Origin of the sequence: Paenibacillus selenitireducens (genome assembly GCF_002021565.1) — a bacterium.
In the GTDB taxonomy this organism is placed as follows: Bacteria; Bacillota; Bacilli; order Paenibacillales; family Paenibacillaceae; genus Paenibacillus_K; species Paenibacillus_K selenitireducens.
Map to the genome: position 1 here is coordinate 356,285 of NZ_MSZX01000003.1, position 19,690 is coordinate 375,974.

The window sequence follows — 19,690 nt, forward strand, 5'->3', positions numbered from 1 at the left end:
CACCTCATGATCAGGAATCATCTTCAAAAAATTAACCGCCTAGGTATTTTAAGACGTTTAACCAATATATCCCCAGCTTTCTTCGCCGCATTTATGGTGTTGTTGATTACAAGTATCGCGCTATTCACACCGCCTTACATCGGAATGGCCGACAACGGGGATTATTTCCGTATTTTATACGGCAATGGGGTTTATTTTAATGTGCCGGATTACACAAGCCAGTATTTTGGCTACTTTATACCCAAGTATGGCATATTTCAATATTTTAATGAGAATAACACGGTGGTTGTCTCCTCACAGTCTATCTTTATCCAAGCAGCTGTTTGGTTGAACAAATTGTTTATTGATGCATTGGTGTTCGACGTTCGAGTTCAAGCGGCGATCTATACCTGTCTGTATACGATTGCGGTGTATTTGCTGGTTGAGAGCATCACATGGAAAACGCCTCGCAAGTATGGCTACCCCATTGCGATTTTGGCTATTTTTCTTTTTGGCGATACAGCGTATACAGCCTACTTCAATTCTTTCTATGGAGAGAGCGTAGCCTTCATTATGATGATTTTTCTCCTTGCATCGGGTCTGCTGCTCTATCGCAATCGCTATAACGATTACGTCATGTTGACCGTGTTTACCTTGAGTGGAATCTTATTAACCACGAGTAAGCAGCAAAATGCTCCAGTGGGGGTTATCGTGGCATTCATCGGAATCATGCTTATTTTTATACGAAAAGGAAAGACATTTCGTATATTGACGGCTTCCTCATTAGCATGCTTATTGCTAGCAGGTGTGGGCACTTATGCCTTTATTCCAAAAGAATTCGTGAATATTAATAAATACCATGCTATGACGAGAGGCATTCTTATGGAATCGAAGGATCCTGAGGCTGCACTGAAGCCTTTTGGAATCGATCCACAGTATGCCATTTTGGATAAAAGCGTTTATTTTGAATCGAATACAACGGTGGATCTTGATTCTGAAATACTAGAGAAGAGTTTTTATAGTCACTATGGATTTGGGTCGATTGTTAAATACTACATTACGAATCCGGGTCAAGCAGGCCAAATGCTCGATTTGGCAGCCAAAAGCGCGTTTATCATAAGGCCTCCTGCCATGGGGAGTTACGAGAAAGATGTTGGCAAGCCATGGGGTGCCCAGACGAACTTTTTTTCCGAATATAGCGAGCTGAAAAAACATCTCACACCAAGAACTTTCGGTTTTATTGTCATATGGATTTCATTGGTCATGGGCCTGTACCTCCCTTCCTTTATCTCAGCCTTAAGATCAAGGAATATGAGGAAGGCAGCTCGTTTTCCGCTTATTGTCATGCTGATTTTAATCGGTTTATCCGGTATTGTCGTGTCCTTTATTGGGGCGGGAGACGCCGATTTGGCCAAGCATGTCTTTCTATTTACCGCAGCGTTTGATCTGGTTACCTTCTTATTGGTGGCAGATGCGATTCGCAGGCGTTTGATACAAGGGGATCAAGATTAATATTTTGGGGGGATTGGCTTGTATTTCAAAACAATGATAAGGACATTCCTATGCATCCTTATTATTATAGGGGCAGTTCCTTCGAATTACGTACATGCATTACCTCGAGAGCCTTCACATGTATTGCTGATCTATGATGGGCTGGCAATAGGAACTTCGAGAGAGGGCAATATCGAGGCATTGCAGAGGATGCTAGCCTCTTACCGCATGCAGGTTACTATATCAACTTTCGATGCCTATAAAAAAGGGATGTTAGCTCAATATCAAAAGGTCATCGTGGTTCGGAATCTAGATGACGCAACGACGACGAGCGTGGATTATTTACATGATTTTGAAGCGTATAAAGGCGACTATCTGCATATTGGGTTTCACGTTCCTGCGCAGGTTCAATCCCAACTCAACCTTCATACAAAGATAACCAACGATCAGTTCGTCCAATTATCTATTGGACAATGGAAACAACGATCCGTTCGGGTCAGCCATATTCCCTACATTGTGCAAGCAAACGGCAGACATTATGGGGGCATATCGTCTGAAAAAGGGGATATTCATGCCCCTTACGGAGTTCGGGAGAACCGCTTCGCGTATGTGCCTTATTATGAGCGCGGCAACCTTAGTGAATTAGCCATGGCCTATGTGTTAAAGGATTGGCTGAAGGTGACGGAGCAAGGGAGAACCTATTTGCTGATCAAAGAAATCTATCCTTTTTCCGACTTGAAGCTTGTAGAGAGCATGGCAGATCAATTGTATCGGGCGGGTATACCCTTTATCGTCAGTGTTCGACCTGTATTCAGCAATACCGACTATCCTGCCATGAAGCGTTACCTGGAGACGTTGAAATATGTGCAGTCTCGTAATGGAAGCATATTGGTCAACGCTCCTGTTGTAACGACAACCATTAATCAAGCAGGAGCTAAGTTAGAGGATCAGATGGAGTTATTTATCGATGTGTTAGCTAATTACGGGATAGCTCCGTTGGGAATGGGGGCTGAGATGTACTGGTCGTATGATCAATATTATGTAAATCAAGGGATGAGATTTTTCAATTCAACCATTCTTTTCCCGAATGAAAGTATCAGATACAAATCTCAGCAAGACGAATCACAGAGGTTTAGCTCTTCCGCCTTCAGCATGCCATTGAGCTTTTTGGAACAATTTGAGCACGCCGATAAGGTGATTGCCCGTTTGCCAATGGATGTGGCTCTAACCTACGACTTCGATGAAACAGAAGATCAAATGAATGAACATATGCAGACCCTGATGGATCGTTGGATTCACTTCGATGATTACAAAATCGATGATCATGAGGTTAAGACGGTTACGAATACGGTCTTATCCCGGAACGGTTTATTGTATATCAATGATCGAAGCGTTGATATGAATGATGCCTATAGACACATCAATTCGGAATATGACTATTTGCATGAACAAAAGAAAAGCTTAGCCACGTTATTCAATATTCAGAATAAGATCCTGATTGCGTTAATTATAGCGACACTCCTGGTATTTGGATTGTTATTCATTATTGGATATCGACTTTACAAAGACAAATATATCAAGCAAAGGAAAGAACTATGACTATTGCAGATATTCTTATGCTCATTTCGGTCATTTGTATCTGGGCGCTCTTGGTTGTCAATGTTGTTCTTATTATTGCTGGATACTTCTACTATATCGAGAGTGAGAGGGAACCTGTTCCGGAGTTGGAAGGGGAGGTACCGTTCGTCTCGATCATGGTCCCTGCTCATAATGAAGGCAAAGTCATTACCAAGACAGTCGAGGCACTCCTTGCACTGGATTATCCTCATGATCGATACGAAATTATTGTCATCAATGATAATTCTTCAGATAACAGCCATACCTTGCTCCACGATTTACAGGTGAAGTACCCGGGTCGTCATTTAAACATCATAAATACGGATTCCATTACGGGCGGAAAAGGGAAATCCAATGCATTAAATATCGGATTTGCTCAAAGTCGGGGCGAGCTTATTGCCATTTACGATGCAGACAACACACCGGAGAAAACAGCCCTACGTTACCTGGTTGCCGAAATTGTGGAAGATGCTTCGTTAGGAGCCGTGATTGGCAAGTTCCGAACGCGAAACCGTGATGCCAGTTTGTTAACACGATTTATTAATATAGAAACGTTATCGTTTCAATGGATGGCTCAGGCGGGTCGATGGAAATTATTTAAGCTATGCACCATACCGGGAACCAACTTCATCATACGACGTCATATTTTGGAGCAAATTGGCGGTTGGGATGAATCTGCGGTAGCAGAGGATACGGAGATCAGCTTCCGTATTTATATGATGGGCTATCGAATTAAATTTCAACCCAAAGCCGTGACATGGGAACAGGAACCGCAGACCTTAAAGGTTTGGTTCAAGCAGCGGACGCGCTGGGCGAAGGGAAATATTTATGTCATTGTGAAAAATGCTGCATTGCTGTTTAATCCAGCAGCGAAAAATATACGTTTTGATATTATCTATTTCCTATCGATCTATTTTTTATTGTTAACCTCCTTGATTATGTCCGATATATTGCTTATTTTACATGCTTTGGGATACGTGCATACGACGCTTGCAAGCTTTAGCTCGTTCCTATGGATGTTAGCTATTACCATGTTTGTTGTGGGGACGTTTATTACCGTTATGACGGAAAAAGGCGAGATGCGCCTGTCCAATCTATGGATTATCATGCTGATGTATATTTCTTACAGTCAGTTATGGATCATCGTTGCTGCGAATGGGTTATACACCTATTTGAAAGATTTGATATTTAAACGGGAAGTAAAATGGTATAAAACGGAACGCTATTAAGTTAGAAGGGAAAGAAAATTGTGATAAAACGATGGTTAGTAATATCTCTGACATGCCTATCTTTAATATTCGTACAATGGGGGCAAATCTCAGCAGTAAGCGCGGAACAATCAGGACGGTTAACGTATGAGATGCCCTTGACGAGCACGAATATATCATTATCGGGTGCTTTGACAACAAAACAGCTTTATTTTCAGATTCCGACGTATTGGTCGGTCCAAGACGTTACCTTGATGGTAGACTATGAGGCCTCTCCTTTAGCGTTAAAGGATCGTTCAAGCATAACGTTGAAAATAAACGGGACATATTTGAACTCTTTTAGACCCTCTACCGAAGAGGGGAAGCAGCATATTGCGGTAACGATCCCAAAGGCGTTAGTCATGAAAGGTTCGAATAACATCACGATCGAAGGAACCGTTCAAACATTTCAGACCAAAGATGAAGTCTGTGTGAATGAAAATTGGCAAGATAACTGGCTGCAAATGTATAGCACCTCCCATGTAGCGATTCAGCATTTCAATGAGGCGCCGCAAAATATTCGGGAGTTTCATACGTTTTTTACTGGCTTGGATATTATGGATGCGGATCAAAGTGCCATTGTTCTGCCTGGGGAGAGCAATACCACTGAATTGGAAGCAGCCGTCTACGCGTTAACAGGCCTTTCAAAATCCAGCAGCAATGAGGATAAGCCGATTCCCTTCCTTTCTTATGGAACCAATCAAATAACAGAAAAGAAGGCTATTGCGGTTGTGTCCTTATATGATCATTTACCGAGTGATATTAAGGCCCAGCTGGCACAACAAGACTTACAAGAAAAGGCACTCATTCAATTGCTAACATCAGAAAAGCAGTCAACGTTAGTTGTCACATCTCAAAATCCGGATCTATTAGTGAAGGCTGGGAAATGGATCGCAAATCAAGATTTAATTGGGCAGTTGAACAAGGATATCAAAATCGTGAATAAAGATACTGACGTTGATACCCCTGCTGTGAGCATGAACAGAACCATAGAATTAACAGCAAATGGGGATACGCTCAAAGGGTGGAGACATCAAGAGCAGACGTATTTTGTTTCTCAGCCCGTAAACCGGTCTATTGCGGATGCAAGCAAAATCAGTGTTGATTTCCGATATGCGCAAAACCTTGATTTCGAACGTTCGATGATCACGGTATTGGTCAATGATAAACCGATTGGCAGTAAGAAGCTGACTACGGCGTTAGCAAATGGGGATCAAGTCACGCTGCCCATCCCCAAAAACTTAAATATATCAGGTAATTTCACGATTACCATTGCGTTTGATCTGGAATTAAAAAATGCGTATTGTTACCGAAATGAAGACCAGATGCCATGGGCCTTTATTACAAAGGATACGATATTACAGCTTAACACAACCGAAAAAACGGAGTTGTTATTCAATAATTATCCATATCCCTTTATTCGTGATGGCAACTTCAATCGAATGGCTGTTGTGATCCCGAAGCAGCGTGATAACTATACGTATCAGACGATTTCCAACATATTCAGCCTACTTGGGCAATATACAGACGGCAACCGAGGAGAAATCCATTTCTACGAAGATAAGGCGCCACAGGACGTGTTGGATCGCAATATCATTGCCATTGGGACCTACGAAAATAATGAACTTATTCGATCACAAAATAACAGTTTCTACTTTCAATTCCGAGCCGATGGGACGGGGTTTCTATCGAATGAAAAAATGAGTATTGATGACGATTACGGTGCGCGTGCAGGTACATTACAACTTATGGACTCACCTTATAAGAGTGGGCATGCTTTATTGGCTGTGACGGCTTCTCGTTCGGAATCCTATTTTTTAGCCTCAAAATTGATAGCTAGCAAGAGTGCAATGTGGAAAATCTACGGGGATGGTGTCATTGCCGATAAAGATGGCAAAGTGAATTCGTATCGTTTCAAGAAGCAAGCAGATGATAGCCAACCAACGCTAATAGATAAATTGGTCCAACGGGAAGACGTGTTGGGCTTTACGGTAGCTTTTTCATTGGTGCTGCTGCTAGTGCTTGTAGCTCTCGTTCTCATTGTACGCAAGTATAGAAAGAAACGGGGTGAGGGTCGATGAAACGGAATCAAAGCAGTCTTTTATCGGATGTAGCTTTTCTGCTATTGTTCGTGATCTGTTTTATTTGTGTCGTGTTTACCTCAAGCAATCCAACTTATTATATTCAGAATATCATTTTTTTGAATGCAGCCTTTTTAATTGCAATTGTAACTTACTTTACGAATCTGACAGCAGGCTTGATCCTTAACTTTCTTTTCATTTTTGGTTGTGGAACCTACACGTTGTATCAAAGCGTTGTTCAAGGCGTGAGCATTGATAGTCAAAATTATTTTTGGATCCTAATGACGCCGATCATTACCGCGGTGACCTGGACGCTTACCCGGGCCAATAAGCAGTTGCAGGAGGAAAAAGAGCAATTGCAACGAAGCAACGCATCCTTAGCGACTATGGATGAAAATACGCTTTTAAAAAATAGCTGGTCGTTTCAAAAGGATACCACTGTATTTATGGCGCTATCGAAACGGTTTAATATCCCTTTGACGCTTGTCGTCATGCGTGTTCGGTATTGGGATGAAATACGGCGTATGACCAGTGATGAAGAGATGACATCGGTGATCTACGATATCTCGACATTAAGTCAGACGAGCATTCGAACCAACGATTGCTTGTATATTTTTGATAAAGAGAATTTGACTTGGGGTTTGATTTTATTTACCGATCGCCAGGGGGCTAATGTAGTTATTGATCGTTTGAAGCAGAACGTAATTAATCTAAATAATGGTGAGCATTCCTATAAGTACAAAGTTGAACTGAACCTTAAGATTGGAGCTGTTGAGTATGACCCGGAAGGGATTTCAACACCGCTCGATTTTATTGCAGAGGCAAGAAAACAATTGGAGTATGACGTATAGTTCTCTGCATCCCAATGTAGAATTAAGACGGTTAACGAAGGAGGTATATCATGGAACATCGTAATCAATACCCGATCCTTACTATGGTTGTTCCTTGTTACAATGAAGAGGAAGTTATTCATGAAACAACGAGTAGATTGTCGAGCGTCATTCATAATCTTATCGAGGATAAGCAAATATCACCGTTAAGTACCATCCTCTATGTAGACGATGGAAGCAAGGATCGCACATGGGAGAACATTCTGGAACTCAATTTGACGAACCCATTCGTTAGTGGGCTAAAACTAGCTAGAAACGTAGGCCACCAAAATGCATTGTTAGCGGGTCTCCTGCATGCAAAAGACAAGTCGGATTGCGTGATATCGATGGACGCTGATTTGCAAGATGATGTGAATGTGATTCCTGAATTTATAGCCAAGTATAAAGAAGGGTACGACATTGTTTATGGCGTGCGTAAGGATCGGAGTTCGGACACCTATTTCAAACGTAATAGTGCGATGATGTTCTATCGATTTCTTAGACGTATGGGCGTCAATATCGTTACAAACCATGCAGATTACCGTCTGATGAGCAAGAGGGCCCTTGAGGGGTTAGAGCAATTTAAAGAAGTTAATTTATTCTTGAGAGGAGTTATTCCTCTTATCGGCTATAAGTCTACAGAAGTATACTACGAACGTCATCCAAGATTTGCAGGAGAATCCAAGTATCCTTTGAAGAGAATGCTGTCCTTTGCTTTGGATGGAATTGTTTCTTTTAGTATTTCTCCAATAAGGGCTGTATCTCTTATCGGGGTGATATTCTCTCTGTTAAGCATCATCATGGGAATCTACGTATTCGTAAGCAAACTCTATGGAAATGCCGTGTCGGGTTGGGCATCGCTGATGATTTCCATATGGTTTATTGGAGGAGTGCAGCTCATTAGCTTAGGTCTGATTGGAGAGTACATCGGAAGAATTTATAAAGAGGTTAAGAATAGACCTAAATATATTGCCGAAGTGAAGCTCGAAGCACAGGTCGTGCAGGACATGCAGGACGTGTTCCAAGATAAAAGATATGGATTGCAACCAACTCAAGTGTTAGTCAATGGAGGGTAGTAGGCAAATTAACGATGAAAAAGAAAATAGCAAAATTAAGTATTCAGATTCTGATTAGCGGATTTTTTTTATGGTTGGCATTCAGACATGTGGTCTGGGGTGACATCATCACAGCTTTCTCTCTAATTGACGTGAAATATGTCATCATCGGTACGGTATTGCAGAGCACCAGCTTCTTCATTCGAGCAAGTCGTTGGCAATATTTATTGTCTCCGGTTAAAAAAATCAGTTACGGTTCCTCCTATCAAGTGATGACGATTAGTTATGCAGCGAATAACTTAATTCCATTACGAGCGGGAGATATTCTAAGAGCCGTTCTGATTGGCAACAAAGAAAAAATAAGTAAAGTGGCTTCATTCTCCAGTGTCATCTTGGAACGAGTGGCAGATGGATTAACCATGCTGATATTTCTAATCATTGGTTTTGTTAATTTGCATACGGAGTCTCTATGGCTAACACGACTAATGTACTTATCGATTTTAGTTTTCGTCACATGCATTGTGTTTATCGTGATCTTATGTAAATATCAACAATCTTTCATTCACTTCTTAGGGCGCATGATCTCCAAGAAATCCGAGAAGCTTGCGGATACAGCGACTCGTTTTATGCAGAACTTTCTGGTTGCTTTTCAGGTTGTGCAATCCAAATCCATGTTAGTGAAAATTTTGGTATCTTCTTTATTGATCTGGGGATTGGAAGCAAGCTTATTTATGATGATTGCGAAGTCTTTCGGGATTTCCGAGCACGTATTTCTATTGGGTATCGTATCCGTTGCAATCGTTAATTTAGGAATCATGATTCCGTCCTCTCCTGGCTATGTAGGAACATTTGAATTTTTCTGTACATTAAGCTTGGGTCTGTTCATGATTCATTCCTCGCAATCAGCAAGCTTTAGTATATTGGTGCATGTGAGTCAATATATTCCGATCACCGTGATAGGATGCATCATGTGGTTATCGCTTACGCTGAGCAACAAATCTTCACGACAAAGAATAGAAACGATAAAGGATGAGTCTGTATGAAGATCGCAATTATCGGTGGTGGATTTACAGGATTGGCTGCTGCAAAAAGGTTGTTAGAAGCAGGTCATCACGTGGATATCTACGAAAAAGAAGCCAAGCTGGGCGGAGTGGCCGCAAGCATAAATTATGAAGATACGAAACTAGAAATTTTCTATCATCATATTTTTACGTCGGATCATGAAATTATTGCACTAATTGAAGAGCTTGGATTAAAGAATCAACTAAAGTGGCTCGAGAGTAAGATGGGATTTTATATTGATGGGAAAATATATGAGTTTGGGACCCCGATAAGTCTATTGAAATTCAAACCGCTCACATTTATGGATAAGATAAGATTCGGCATATCGGTATTGCGTTTACAAATGATTCAGGATTGGAGACCTTTAGAGCGTATTACAGCAAAGGAATGGCTCGTAAAGCATGCTGGGGAAAAAGCGTATAAAATTTGCTGGGAGCCTCTATTAACATCTAAATTCGGTGAGAAGCATGATCAAATATCGATGGCGTGGTTTTGGGGAAAGATCAAACTAAGAGGCTCTACAAGAAGCGACGCTAAGACAAAAGAGATGTTAGGGTATGTCATGGGCAGCTTTGAAGAAGTAGGAACGAAGCTCATCGAATATGTGCAGGGACTTGGCGCGCAGATAAAGTATAATTCTTTCGTGAAGAATGTAGAGTTCATAGATGATCATGTAGTCGTCCACGTCGATCAAGAGGAAGTTCAATATGACAAAGTACTGTTAACCGTGCCGTTGCCTGTTGTTGGACATCTCGTTCAGGGACTTTCCAGACATGATTTACAGACCATCGATCAAATTGAATACACAAGTGTCATTTGTTCTGTATTGAAATTAAATCAATCCTACTCGGACATTTACTGGTTAAATATCGGAGATATGGACATTCCTTTTGGGGGATTGATCGAGCACACCAATATGGTGCAAGATTCAAGATATAATGGCAAGCACATTCTCTATATCTCGAATTATATGTTTGAAACAGATCCGCTATATCAAGCGCAAGACGATCAAATCAAAGCCGAATATATCCATCATCTTCAGAAAATAAACCCATCGTTTCATGAGGGGTGGATTGAGGATTTTCAAATATTCAAAGCGAAATATGCGCAACCGATGATCAAATGCAATTATTCATCCTTAAAACCAGCGTTCCAGACATCCATACCCCATGTGTATATTGCGAATATGACCCACATTTATCCGGAAGACCGGGGTATGAACTATGCAATCCGCACGGGGTATGAAGTTGTGGATGTCATGTTGCACGATTCACGCTAAATTGATGATTTATTTGCAACAATAATGAGCGCTGGAGATGCGGCAGACGAATACGGTTCGGCATCAAAATTGCCGCAAGTCGCTACAGACGCAAACCCGCAAGATTGAAGAACTGGCCGAAGCTGCTCCGCCGTAGCAGGATATAGAGGAATCGTGTTAGATAAGCGCTCCCCATCTGCTGTTAGTGTCGTTGTGAACAGTATTTTATCGTCTGCCAAGGCGTAGCTTCGTTCGAATTGAAATGTCTCCCGGGTCATGACGGGGAACTTGAAATCCTGATGGAGAAGCACTTTCTCGTAGTTGACGATTTGTATAACCAACTTGCCATGGTCATTCAGCTGGCTGTACGCGGTGTGCAGGAAGTCTTGTATTTCGGCCATATCATTCAAATGTACGAGTGTATTTCCCACGCAATAAATGCCATCAAAGGCCTCCCCGACATCTTCGATTTGCTGCATAGGAAGCGTGCTGACGGTTAGCTTATCAGACTTCTCTGCTTTCTTCATAATTTGCTCAGCCATCATGCGTTCAGGTTCAGCAGCAAGGACGGTGAATCCCTGCTCAACGAGAGCTGCAGCCATATTCCCTGTACCAGCACCTACATCAAGCAGACGGCCTTTTTGGGCGAAGGTAGTTGATAAGAAATGCAACTGTATGGGATTAGCCGGAAAAATTTGATCATAGTAGGGTGTTAAAGTTTCGTAAAAAGTCATGGTCGGGATCATCCTTTCCTAGACGTGAACGCCTAATGCGATTTTGGCGTATCGAGACATGCGGTCTTTGGTCCATTGCGGCTTCCAGACAATTTCAACGTCAACTTGTTGAACAGGGAGGGTGGCATGTAATTGTTTCTTGAGACTAGCTACAATTTGCCCTGCCATAGGACATCCCATGGAGGTCATGGTCATGATGATCTTGACATGATTCTCTTCCTCGATGATCGCGTCGTACACGAGACCAAGATTGAGAATATCCATCCCAAGCTCGGGATCCATTACATATTCAAGCTGCTCGTAGATTTGTTCTTTGGTTAATGTCATCTTGTTGGTCCTCCTTATACAGATAGATGAGAATAGCTTAAATATACGGCAGAGATAGGGAGAGGCTTGTGATTTCAATCACGAACTTCCAGGTATGGGGAGCATGCAATTCTATCCAATGATGAAGCTTAGGTCATCTAGCATTTGTAGATGCTATGAATCTATTGATATACTAGACAAATGCAAATCTTCCACGATGTGGAGGATTTCGTAATGATCTCATAGGGAGATGAGAGGAATGAAGCATTGGGGAAAATCAGCTGCAGCAGCACTTCTAGCACTATCCATCATCGGAGCAGCTCCGTTCACAGGCCACGCGCAAGCGGCGTCCAATATGACTGTATTACTCGATCATGTACCGCTCACATTCGACGCGGCGCCGCGGGTGGATAAGGGAGTTACCTTCGTGCCGTTCCGCGCGATCGGCGAGGCGTTAGGGATTCAAGTGACATGGGACAACAAGACCCAAATCGTGAAGGCCGTGGGGATGAAGAACGGCGAGCCAACGGAAGTGATTCTGCAAGTAGGGAATCTATCGGCAACGGTCAATGGGACGAAGGTGAAGCTGCCGGCGGCGCCTGTTCAGCGCGAAGGTCGCGTATTGATTCCGTTGAACTTCTTTAGCAGTCAATTTGGCGCACAAGTGGCATGGAATCAGGCTTCAAGCACCGTGTCGATTGTATCTCCGAAGCGGGAGATGCATTTGCGGGCATTCTATGCTCTGCAATCTTTTCAGGAGAGAGATGTCATCGCATCGATGAATTCCGTGGCCTTTGGCTGGAGCCGGATTGATCGGGACGGCAAATTTACGTTAGAAGGCGATGAATATCGTCTGCCGGCAGCTGCAGGCGATACCACACCACAGTCTATTGTGACGGATGCATCTACGCAAGGCGTAAAGCCTTATTTAATGGTGTACGCACTCGATGGCAACGGTGAATTGACGAAGATGTTAAGCGATGCAACTTTACGCAGCGAGTCGATTGCCGGCATTGCGACGGCTGTGAAAGAGAATGGTTTCGGTGGAGTTGCCCTTGATTTCGAGGGGCTTGGATTTAAGCTCAATCCGAAGGAGCAACAACAATTATTAAACGCATACGTAAAAGAGCTTCGAGAAGCATTACCGCAAGATACAGCGTTATCTCTCGCAGTTCCGCCGTTGAATAGCGCCTATAAAGGGTACGATTACAAGACGCTAGCATCGCTAGCAGACGATCTTATGATCATGGCCTATCAATATAATCCGGTTGGTACAGGCTCTCAGATGGCAGAACCGAATAGTCTTGTAAATGAAGCCATTCAGTTGGCTTTACAAGCGGGAGTGCCAAAAGACAAACTGCTGTTAGGTATCAGTCTAAGCAGTGAAACGCCAACATCAGTGGATGATAAGTTGGGTCTCGCCAAACGTTATGACCTGAAGGGTGCCGCATTCTGGCGATTGGGTTTATTCCGTGCTTACAATGATCAGATGGAAACTGCTGTGAACAGTTCGGTAGGAAAAGAATAACAAGTTAAGACCGGCAAAGGAAAGCTTTGTCGGTCTTAACTTATTTGGTTCCGTTCTAATGGTGTGTCGAACCGATGAACGCATGAAAAAATCACAAATAGGTCTAATGGAGGGCACTTGAGCAAGGTGTCCTTTTTTTGTTTGCTAAACCTTCTAATGTATTTACAAATTCCGACGGCAAACCTTCTCATCTTCGCTTGTCCAGGTTGGGTCCATCAGCAGATGTGGAATAACACATTGTGTGGCAAAGTATTACCAAGTCATATTTTTGCATATAAGGAGGAATTGGGAATGAGCTACCACTTCTTTGTAGGAAATGATAATGGGAACAGTGAGCATGATCTGATTGTAGACGGTACATTAATTCAGCAGCCCAATGTGAATTGCGCGGTGGATGAGCTTCCATGGAGTGAAGAACAGGTGCCAGAGGGTTTTATTCAGCGGTTGCAGGAGCAATTGGTCGTAACCGTGGATTCGCCGGCAGCGCGTCCTGGCATGTATTATGTAGGGAAATTCGCACTTGAGAGCGGAGAGATATTAGATAATCTGCAGATTGGCATTGATTTGAAATGCGACATGGATTTACCGGTGATCAATACCTTAGCCCAAATCGCAGCCGTGGCTGTACAGAAAGCCTACGAAGAAGAGAGGAGTATCCCAGATCATGTGGATGTTGAGGTAGATATGGCGACAGCGCTCCCGGTGACCCAACATACGGATGAGACTGCTGCGAAGTTCGAGAAGCGATTTACGACAGGAGTGCATCACATTACGGTTCACCTTGGTATCCGTCGTGTTGCTGTGAATATCGTATTCCCCTTTGTAAAAGTCGTGCCGGAAGCGACACCGGTTATATTTACGCTTCAGAAGGATGCGGAAGGCAAATGGCGGGAGGGCGAGATTTTCCAAGAGTTCGTCGAACGTTATGAAATCGAAAAGAAGTTTAACGGTAACTTTTTCAAGGAGAAACGGATTCTTCATGTCGATATTGGAGATGGATCGACGGAATATCCGATTACAGAGGGCAATAAGTTCCTGCGGCAATTCGTGCATGGCAGCCATCACGGTGCAGGATATGCGATTGAGGAGGCACTGGATGAATTTAATCGACTCATCCATTTGCCAAATAGTCCACGTCAATTCTTTAGCGATGTCCTTAAGAATCCGAAGCATAAATATCATGCCCGTGCGATCAAAACCTTGAAGAGGCCGCTCGAAAGCCAGGTGAAGCAGATCGTTCAGAACGTGAAAAGACAGATCACGAAAGCGCGTAACGAAATTGATCTTATCTGCGTATACGGTGGGGGCAGTATTCTGATGCGTCCTCTCTTGAACCCGCTGTTGGACGAGCTGTGTGTAGAGCGGGAAATGCAGTTGTTGTACATTCCGGCAGCGTATGCGGTTCCGTTGAATGCGATGGGGCTGGATGCCTTTGTCCGCGGCAAAATCTATGAAGCATTGAAGAATAAAGCCGCACAACCTGCTTAAGTCTGCTTGATGGAAGAGGAGATCCAATAAGTATACGAAGAAGGTGGCGCGTGTGAAGAAGACCAAGCAGCCCGGCGATAATATTAGCTTAAAAACGAAAAAAACCGAAGATCCTGCAGTGATGAACTGGCTCAACGCACAGTCGAATCTAATGGATTCTTTACGGTATCTGATCGAACAGGAAATTGCTGAACATGGCGTCCGTAACTTACAGACGGTTGTTCCTATGGAACGTAATGTCCTGACGAGTATAACCATCCAGCAGGGCGGTCGATTGGTAGTTTCCCGTAACGCTGATCGAGTCGTTGAAGGATTTCAAGAAGTTGATGAGGAAATAAGTGCTGCTGTCGAGGTTGTTCCGGAAGAAGAGATTGAAGATGAGGACATTGCGGCCTGGATATAGTTAGCCATATGTAATATTGCAAAGTCCTACAAAGTGTTACTGGGTCATGTCATTCGCACCCCGCGCTAAGAAGTACTGGTAGGTATGATAAAGCACTGTCAAGTAAGACCAAGCACTACCAAACACTGTCGAGCAACACCAAGCACTACCGAGCAACACCAAGTAACATCAAGTAACACCAAACATCGCCAAGCAACAATCGCATGCTAGAGCTCGATAAATGGCGCTCCTTGAGGGAGCGTTTTTTATTTTCGATTTAACAGTTCAAGTGAAGTTAGAAAAATCATAGAAGATACCACGTGCTGACTCTGTTATAATATGAACCAACTAATATGCCTGGTAGATTCTTCTAACCGTAATGGTAATGTGTGATGACGAAGATTTTCGATGATACCCATGACAGGAGGAACGGAATATGAAGCCTAACATCCTATTGATTACCGTCGATCAAATGCGCTGGGATTGCTTAAGTTATGCAGGACATCCCATTGTCGAGACACCCAATTTGGATCAATTAGCACGTAATGGTGTGCACTTTCGCAATGCTTACTCAGCAACGCCGACTTGTGTCCCGGCACGTGCAGCCATCATGACAGGCATGAGTCAGCGTTCGCATGGTCGCGTAGGATATCAAGAAAAGGTCCCATGGAATTATGAGCATATGTTGGCGGGCGAGCTGGCGCAAGTCGGGTATCATACGCAGTGTGTCGGCAAAATGCATGTAGACCCTGTCCGCAATTTATGCGGATTCCACAATGTGGTGCTGCATGACGGTTATTTACATCATAACCGGTTTAAACATACCAACACGGTAGCGGAGTCATTCGACCATTGCGACGATTATTTGCCTTGGCTGCGAGACCGGGCAGGTGCTTCGCTGGATCTAACGGATCTAGGACTTGACTGCAATGCATCAACGGTAGCAAGACCTTGGCATCTGGCAGAGTCCTTGCACCCGACCAACTGGGTTGTAACCCAGTCCATTGATTTCTTGCGCAGGCGTGATCCGAGGAAGCCATTCTTCCACTGGATGTCATTCGTTCGACCGCATCCGCCATTTGATCCGCCGCAAGCTTATCTTGATTTGTATGATGGCTTAGATCTCCCGGATCCAGTTGTTGGGAATTGGGCTAAGCGAGAGGACCCGGAGCTTGCAGGCTTAAATCCAACCACTTTTGGAGGGAATGTACCACGTCGTAGATTGAAGAAAGCCATAGCAGCCTATTATGCGCTTATTACCCATTTGGATCACCAGATCGGCCGATTCTTCCAAGCGATGGAGGAATATGGGGTGATGCACAATACGATCGTATTATTTGCATCGGATCATGGAGAGCTTCTTGGCGACCATCGTTTGTTCCGCAAAGCCTTGGCGTACGAAGGAAGTGCCAAAGTGCCGTTTATTCTAAGTGATCCAGGGGATCTGCTGCATTTGCGAAGAGGGACGACGGTTGATAACGTCGTGGAATTAAGAGATATTATGCCTACGCTGCTCGATATCGCGGATGTGCCGATTCCGACATCGGTAGACGGTAAGAGTGTACTGCCGCTGGGACAAAATTCTCCAACCGTATGGCGTGATTATATTCACGGAGAACATGCATATGGAAACATGTCGCATCATTATGTAACGGATGGGACAGCGAAATATATCTGGTACTCTCAGACCGGTGAAGAACAACTGTTCAACCTTCAGATGGATCCCATGGAATGCGTCAATGTCGTGGCGGACGGGGCCTATGCAGATCAACTTCGGATGTGGCGGGAGAGACTCATTCATGAGCTGAAAGGCCGGGAAGAAGGATACGTGACGGACGGAAAACTTCAGACAGGCTGCGCGGTAAAGGCCTGCTTGAATCATATTTTACAGTAGGGGTTTGTTGATCTTAATCTAGGTTCCGGGGAGGGAATACGGCATGTTACTACAGAAGGTTCACGCGAGAGACATTCGGCTTGATCATCCTGAATTTATGGATCAGGAAGTACAATTCAACTTGATTCATCGGATCACAGACTCCGAGGACGCTCACTGCATTCAATCGGAGCAGGGGAATCTGGTTTTTGCCCAGACGCCAGGTCACAATGCATGGTTATGGTTAACATCCGATATGCCAGACGAAGCAAAGCGAAAGGTTCTGAGTAGTTTGATCAAACAGCTTGAGCAATCGCCATTACCTGGGGTGTCTGGAGATCCGGCGACGGCAGCTTTATTCGCTGAAATGTACGCGGAACGGAATAACGTCCAAGGGCGGCCTTTCATGCAACTGGAGTCGTATTTCTGTCCTACATTAAAGCGACCTCTAAATGTTCCGGGATCTTGGAGACAAGCAACGAACCAAGATGTAGACACGGTTGCTGAATTTCTAGCAGGATTCTCAAATCGAGCGTATGGAGTAACGGTAAGCTCAGCGAGTCAGCGTCCTAACGCGGAGGCTACGATTGCCGGACAGAACTTATACTTATGGATCGTGGATGATGCCCCTGTATCCATGGCAAATATTGCGCACCGCTCGCCAAGACACGGGCGGATCAATGCGGTATACACTCCTTCAGAAGCACGGAAGAACGGTTATGCAAGCGCGATTGTTGCTGAGTTATGCGCAATGCTTCGTCAAGAAGGGTTGCTGCCGATGCTCTATGCGGATGTAAATAACCCGGATTCCAATAAGGTGTATCGTAATATTGGTTTTGTGGAGAGCGGGAATATCCTAGATATCAAATTTGGATAAGTTAGGTCCGCCGGCGATCGAATTGCTTCCAGTTATAAGCAGCGGGGCGATGAACTTACCCACCGATATGAAATTTCCATGGATAGGGGTTAAACCTCGGTATTTCCGTCACGGTATAAATGCGGAAATTGCCTCGGGCCCCGCCTCCTATAGGAGGACGAATCTGGCATGGGCTGTAACAGCGCATCCTTCGCCGGGTCAGCCATCTGGATTCGGTTCGCATGCATGCATCTATAAGCGTCGTTTTCATAAAATTAGATCCTCTGAAGGTGTTGACAAAGGTCTCAAAGTATAATATCTTAATATTAAGATAATTATTCAAATGAAGAACGCGAAGGAAAGAAGTGAGGTCCTATGGTACAAGGGAAAAATGAATCGCTAGATCTCTATATTGCGCTTTCTCGTGCAAGCCAATGGGTCAATGCACATGCGGATCGGGACATTCGGCTGCACGGCTTGAACCGTACGGAATTCGGGGTGCTGGAGCTGCTGTATCATAAAGGTGCACAGCCTATTCAGCAAATCGGCGGCAAAGTTCTGATGAGCAGCGGCAATATCACCTATGTGGTCGATAAGCTGGAGAAGAAGGAACTGGTACGGCGCAAAGCTTCAAGTGAAGACCGCAGACTTATTTATGCAGAGATCACGGATAAGGGCAACCAATTCATCGAAGAAGTATTCCCGAAACATGCCGGTGTTATTGAACAGGCGGTACAGGGGCTTACGGAAGAAGAGAAGCAGGTTGCGAGCAAGCTATTGAAAAAGTTAGGCAAAGCAGCCCAGGATACGTTTAAGTAGCACGATGATAGGGAATTTCGATTCTCAAACATCGTTCGTCATATATCTTTAAATTAAGAATCTTAAATACATTTAAATTGAGGAGTTGAATTTATCATGAAACAACAAACAGCAGGTATTCACCACATCACGGCTTTTGTAAGAAATCCACAGCAAACCGTCGATTTTTATGCAGGCGTATTAGGATTGCGTCTGATTAAACAGACCATTAACTTCGATGCACCTGAGGTATATCACTTGTATTTAGGCAATGAAATGGGCAGCCCAGGGACAATCATTACATTCTTTCCGTGGAAAAATTCGCGAAAAGGCCGAGTAGGCGGCGGTCAAGTCGGCATCACGACGTATGTCGTACCGAAAGGCACGCTAGGCTTCTGGAAAGAACGGTTAGCGAAATTCCAGATTCCCGTGACCCAAACATCCAGATTCGCAGAACAATATCTTCAGTTCGAAGATAAAGATGGTTTACAGCTGGAGATCGTGGAACGTGAGGAAGGTCCGCTTAGCCAGTGGTCATTCGGCGGCGTTCCAGCGGATAAGGCCATTAAAGGATTCGGCGGGGCAATTCTGTACAGTACGGCGCCTGACAAAACGGCTCATCTTTTGCAGCATGTGATGGGGCTGGAGCGTGTAGGTCAAGAAGGAGCGTATGCACGTTATAGATCCTTCGGCGATTTGGGGAATATTATCGATGTAAACGTTACACCTATGGCGCATGGCTCCGGCGGAGCTGGTACGGTCCATCATATTGCATGGCGTGCCAAAGACGATGCTGAGCATACCTTGTGGAGAAGCCACGTAGCGGAGAACGGCTTCCAGCCAACGCCAATCATTGACCGCCAGTACTTTCATGCGATATATTTCCGGGAAGAAGGCGGAATTCTGTTCGAGATTGCAACAGACCCTCCAGGCTTTGCCCGGGACGAAGAAGCGGAGCATTTGGGCGAGAACTTGATGCTGCCGGATTGGTTCGAACCGCAACGCCAAGAGATCACTGCAAATTTGGAACCGTTCGAGGTTCGTGTATTAGAGGAGGATCTATAAG

At 44.1% G+C, this 19,690-nt stretch carries 17 protein-coding genes; 15 read left to right on the forward strand and 2 right to left on the reverse strand.

The features are described 5' to 3' along the window. The first annotated feature begins 6 nt into the window (after positions 1-6). Genes wsfD through BVG16_RS09470 form a run of 8 tightly spaced genes read left to right on the forward strand, consistent with a single transcriptional unit; the run spans position 7 to position 10,680 of the window. Positions 7-1,491, forward strand: a complete 1,485-nt coding sequence (wsfD, locus tag BVG16_RS09435; protein WP_078498295.1) for a glycan biosynthesis hexose transferase WsfD — start codon at positions 7-9, stop codon at positions 1,489-1,491. 18 nt (positions 1,492-1,509) lie between these two features. After that, positions 1,510-3,069 (forward strand): DUF2334 domain-containing protein, encoded by a 1,560-nt coding sequence (locus BVG16_RS09440; protein WP_078498296.1) that lies wholly within the window; start codon positions 1,510-1,512, stop codon positions 3,067-3,069. Then, the gene (locus BVG16_RS09445) at positions 3,066-4,316 is read left to right on the forward strand and encodes a glycosyltransferase family 2 protein (RefSeq protein ID WP_078498297.1); all 1,251 of its coding nucleotides are present in this window, start codon (positions 3,066-3,068) and stop codon (positions 4,314-4,316) included. Before BVG16_RS09440 ends, BVG16_RS09445 begins: the two co-directional genes overlap by 4 nt. 20 nt (positions 4,317-4,336) lie before the next feature. Next, positions 4,337-6,415, forward strand: a complete 2,079-nt coding sequence (locus BVG16_RS09450; protein WP_144027337.1) for a cellulose biosynthesis cyclic di-GMP-binding regulatory protein BcsB — start codon at positions 4,337-4,339, stop codon at positions 6,413-6,415. Further along, complete coding sequence (locus BVG16_RS09455; protein ID WP_078498299.1) at positions 6,412-7,266, forward strand: GGDEF domain-containing protein; 855 nt, start codon at positions 6,412-6,414, stop codon at positions 7,264-7,266. The genes BVG16_RS09450 and BVG16_RS09455 overlap by 4 nt, the downstream gene beginning before the upstream one ends. 50 nt (positions 7,267-7,316) lie before the next feature. Beyond that, the gene (locus BVG16_RS09460) at positions 7,317-8,360 is read left to right on the forward strand and encodes a glycosyltransferase family 2 protein (protein ID WP_078498300.1); all 1,044 of its coding nucleotides are present in this window, start codon (positions 7,317-7,319) and stop codon (positions 8,358-8,360) included. A 14-nt stretch (positions 8,361-8,374) separates the two neighbouring features. Then, positions 8,375-9,382 carry a lysylphosphatidylglycerol synthase transmembrane domain-containing protein gene (locus BVG16_RS09465; RefSeq protein ID WP_078498301.1) on the forward strand — a complete coding sequence of 336 codons (1,008 nt, stop codon included), beginning with the start codon at positions 8,375-8,377 and terminating at the stop codon, positions 9,380-9,382. Beyond that, positions 9,379-10,680: an NAD(P)/FAD-dependent oxidoreductase gene (locus BVG16_RS09470; RefSeq protein ID WP_078498302.1), complete on the forward strand. Its 1,302-nt coding sequence runs from the start codon at positions 9,379-9,381 to the stop codon at positions 10,678-10,680. The genes BVG16_RS09465 and BVG16_RS09470 overlap by 4 nt, the downstream gene beginning before the upstream one ends. Here the strand turns inward: BVG16_RS09470 and BVG16_RS09475 are convergent. Beyond that, positions 10,677-11,393, reverse strand: a complete 717-nt coding sequence (locus BVG16_RS09475) for a class I SAM-dependent methyltransferase (RefSeq protein WP_078498303.1) — start codon at positions 11,391-11,393, stop codon at positions 10,677-10,679. The genes BVG16_RS09470 and BVG16_RS09475 overlap by 4 nt on opposite strands. 18 nt (positions 11,394-11,411) lie before the next feature. After that, the gene (locus BVG16_RS09480) at positions 11,412-11,720 is read right to left on the reverse strand and encodes a metal-sulfur cluster assembly factor (RefSeq protein ID WP_078498304.1); all 309 of its coding nucleotides are present in this window, start codon (positions 11,718-11,720) and stop codon (positions 11,412-11,414) included. A 238-nt stretch (positions 11,721-11,958) separates the two neighbouring features. Between BVG16_RS09480 and BVG16_RS09485 the strand changes: the two genes are divergently transcribed. From BVG16_RS09485 to BVG16_RS09520, 7 genes are all read left to right on the forward strand, one after another. Beyond that, the gene (locus BVG16_RS09485) at positions 11,959-13,227 is read left to right on the forward strand and encodes a stalk domain-containing protein (protein ID WP_078498305.1); all 1,269 of its coding nucleotides are present in this window, start codon (positions 11,959-11,961) and stop codon (positions 13,225-13,227) included. A 291-nt stretch (positions 13,228-13,518) separates the two neighbouring features. Continuing rightward, positions 13,519-14,715: a ParM/StbA family protein gene (locus BVG16_RS09490; RefSeq protein ID WP_078498306.1), complete on the forward strand. Its 1,197-nt coding sequence runs from the start codon at positions 13,519-13,521 to the stop codon at positions 14,713-14,715. Positions 14,716-14,767: 52 nt separating this feature from the next. Then, positions 14,768-15,118 carry a hypothetical protein gene (locus tag BVG16_RS09495; RefSeq protein WP_078498307.1) on the forward strand — a complete coding sequence of 117 codons (351 nt, stop codon included), beginning with the start codon at positions 14,768-14,770 and terminating at the stop codon, positions 15,116-15,118. A gap of 415 nt (positions 15,119-15,533) precedes the next feature. Beyond that, the gene (locus tag BVG16_RS09500) at positions 15,534-16,991 is read left to right on the forward strand and encodes an arylsulfatase (RefSeq protein WP_078498308.1); all 1,458 of its coding nucleotides are present in this window, start codon (positions 15,534-15,536) and stop codon (positions 16,989-16,991) included. 43 nt (positions 16,992-17,034) lie between these two features. Beyond that, positions 17,035-17,847: a GNAT family N-acetyltransferase gene (locus BVG16_RS09505; RefSeq protein WP_078498309.1), complete on the forward strand. Its 813-nt coding sequence runs from the start codon at positions 17,035-17,037 to the stop codon at positions 17,845-17,847. Positions 17,848-18,201: 354 nt separating this feature from the next. After that, complete coding sequence (locus tag BVG16_RS09515) at positions 18,202-18,645, forward strand: MarR family winged helix-turn-helix transcriptional regulator (protein WP_078498311.1); 444 nt, start codon at positions 18,202-18,204, stop codon at positions 18,643-18,645. 96 nt (positions 18,646-18,741) lie between these two features. Next, complete coding sequence (locus BVG16_RS09520) at positions 18,742-19,689, forward strand: ring-cleaving dioxygenase (protein ID WP_078498312.1); 948 nt, start codon at positions 18,742-18,744, stop codon at positions 19,687-19,689. The last annotated feature ends 1 nt before the right edge of the window (position 19,690 follow it).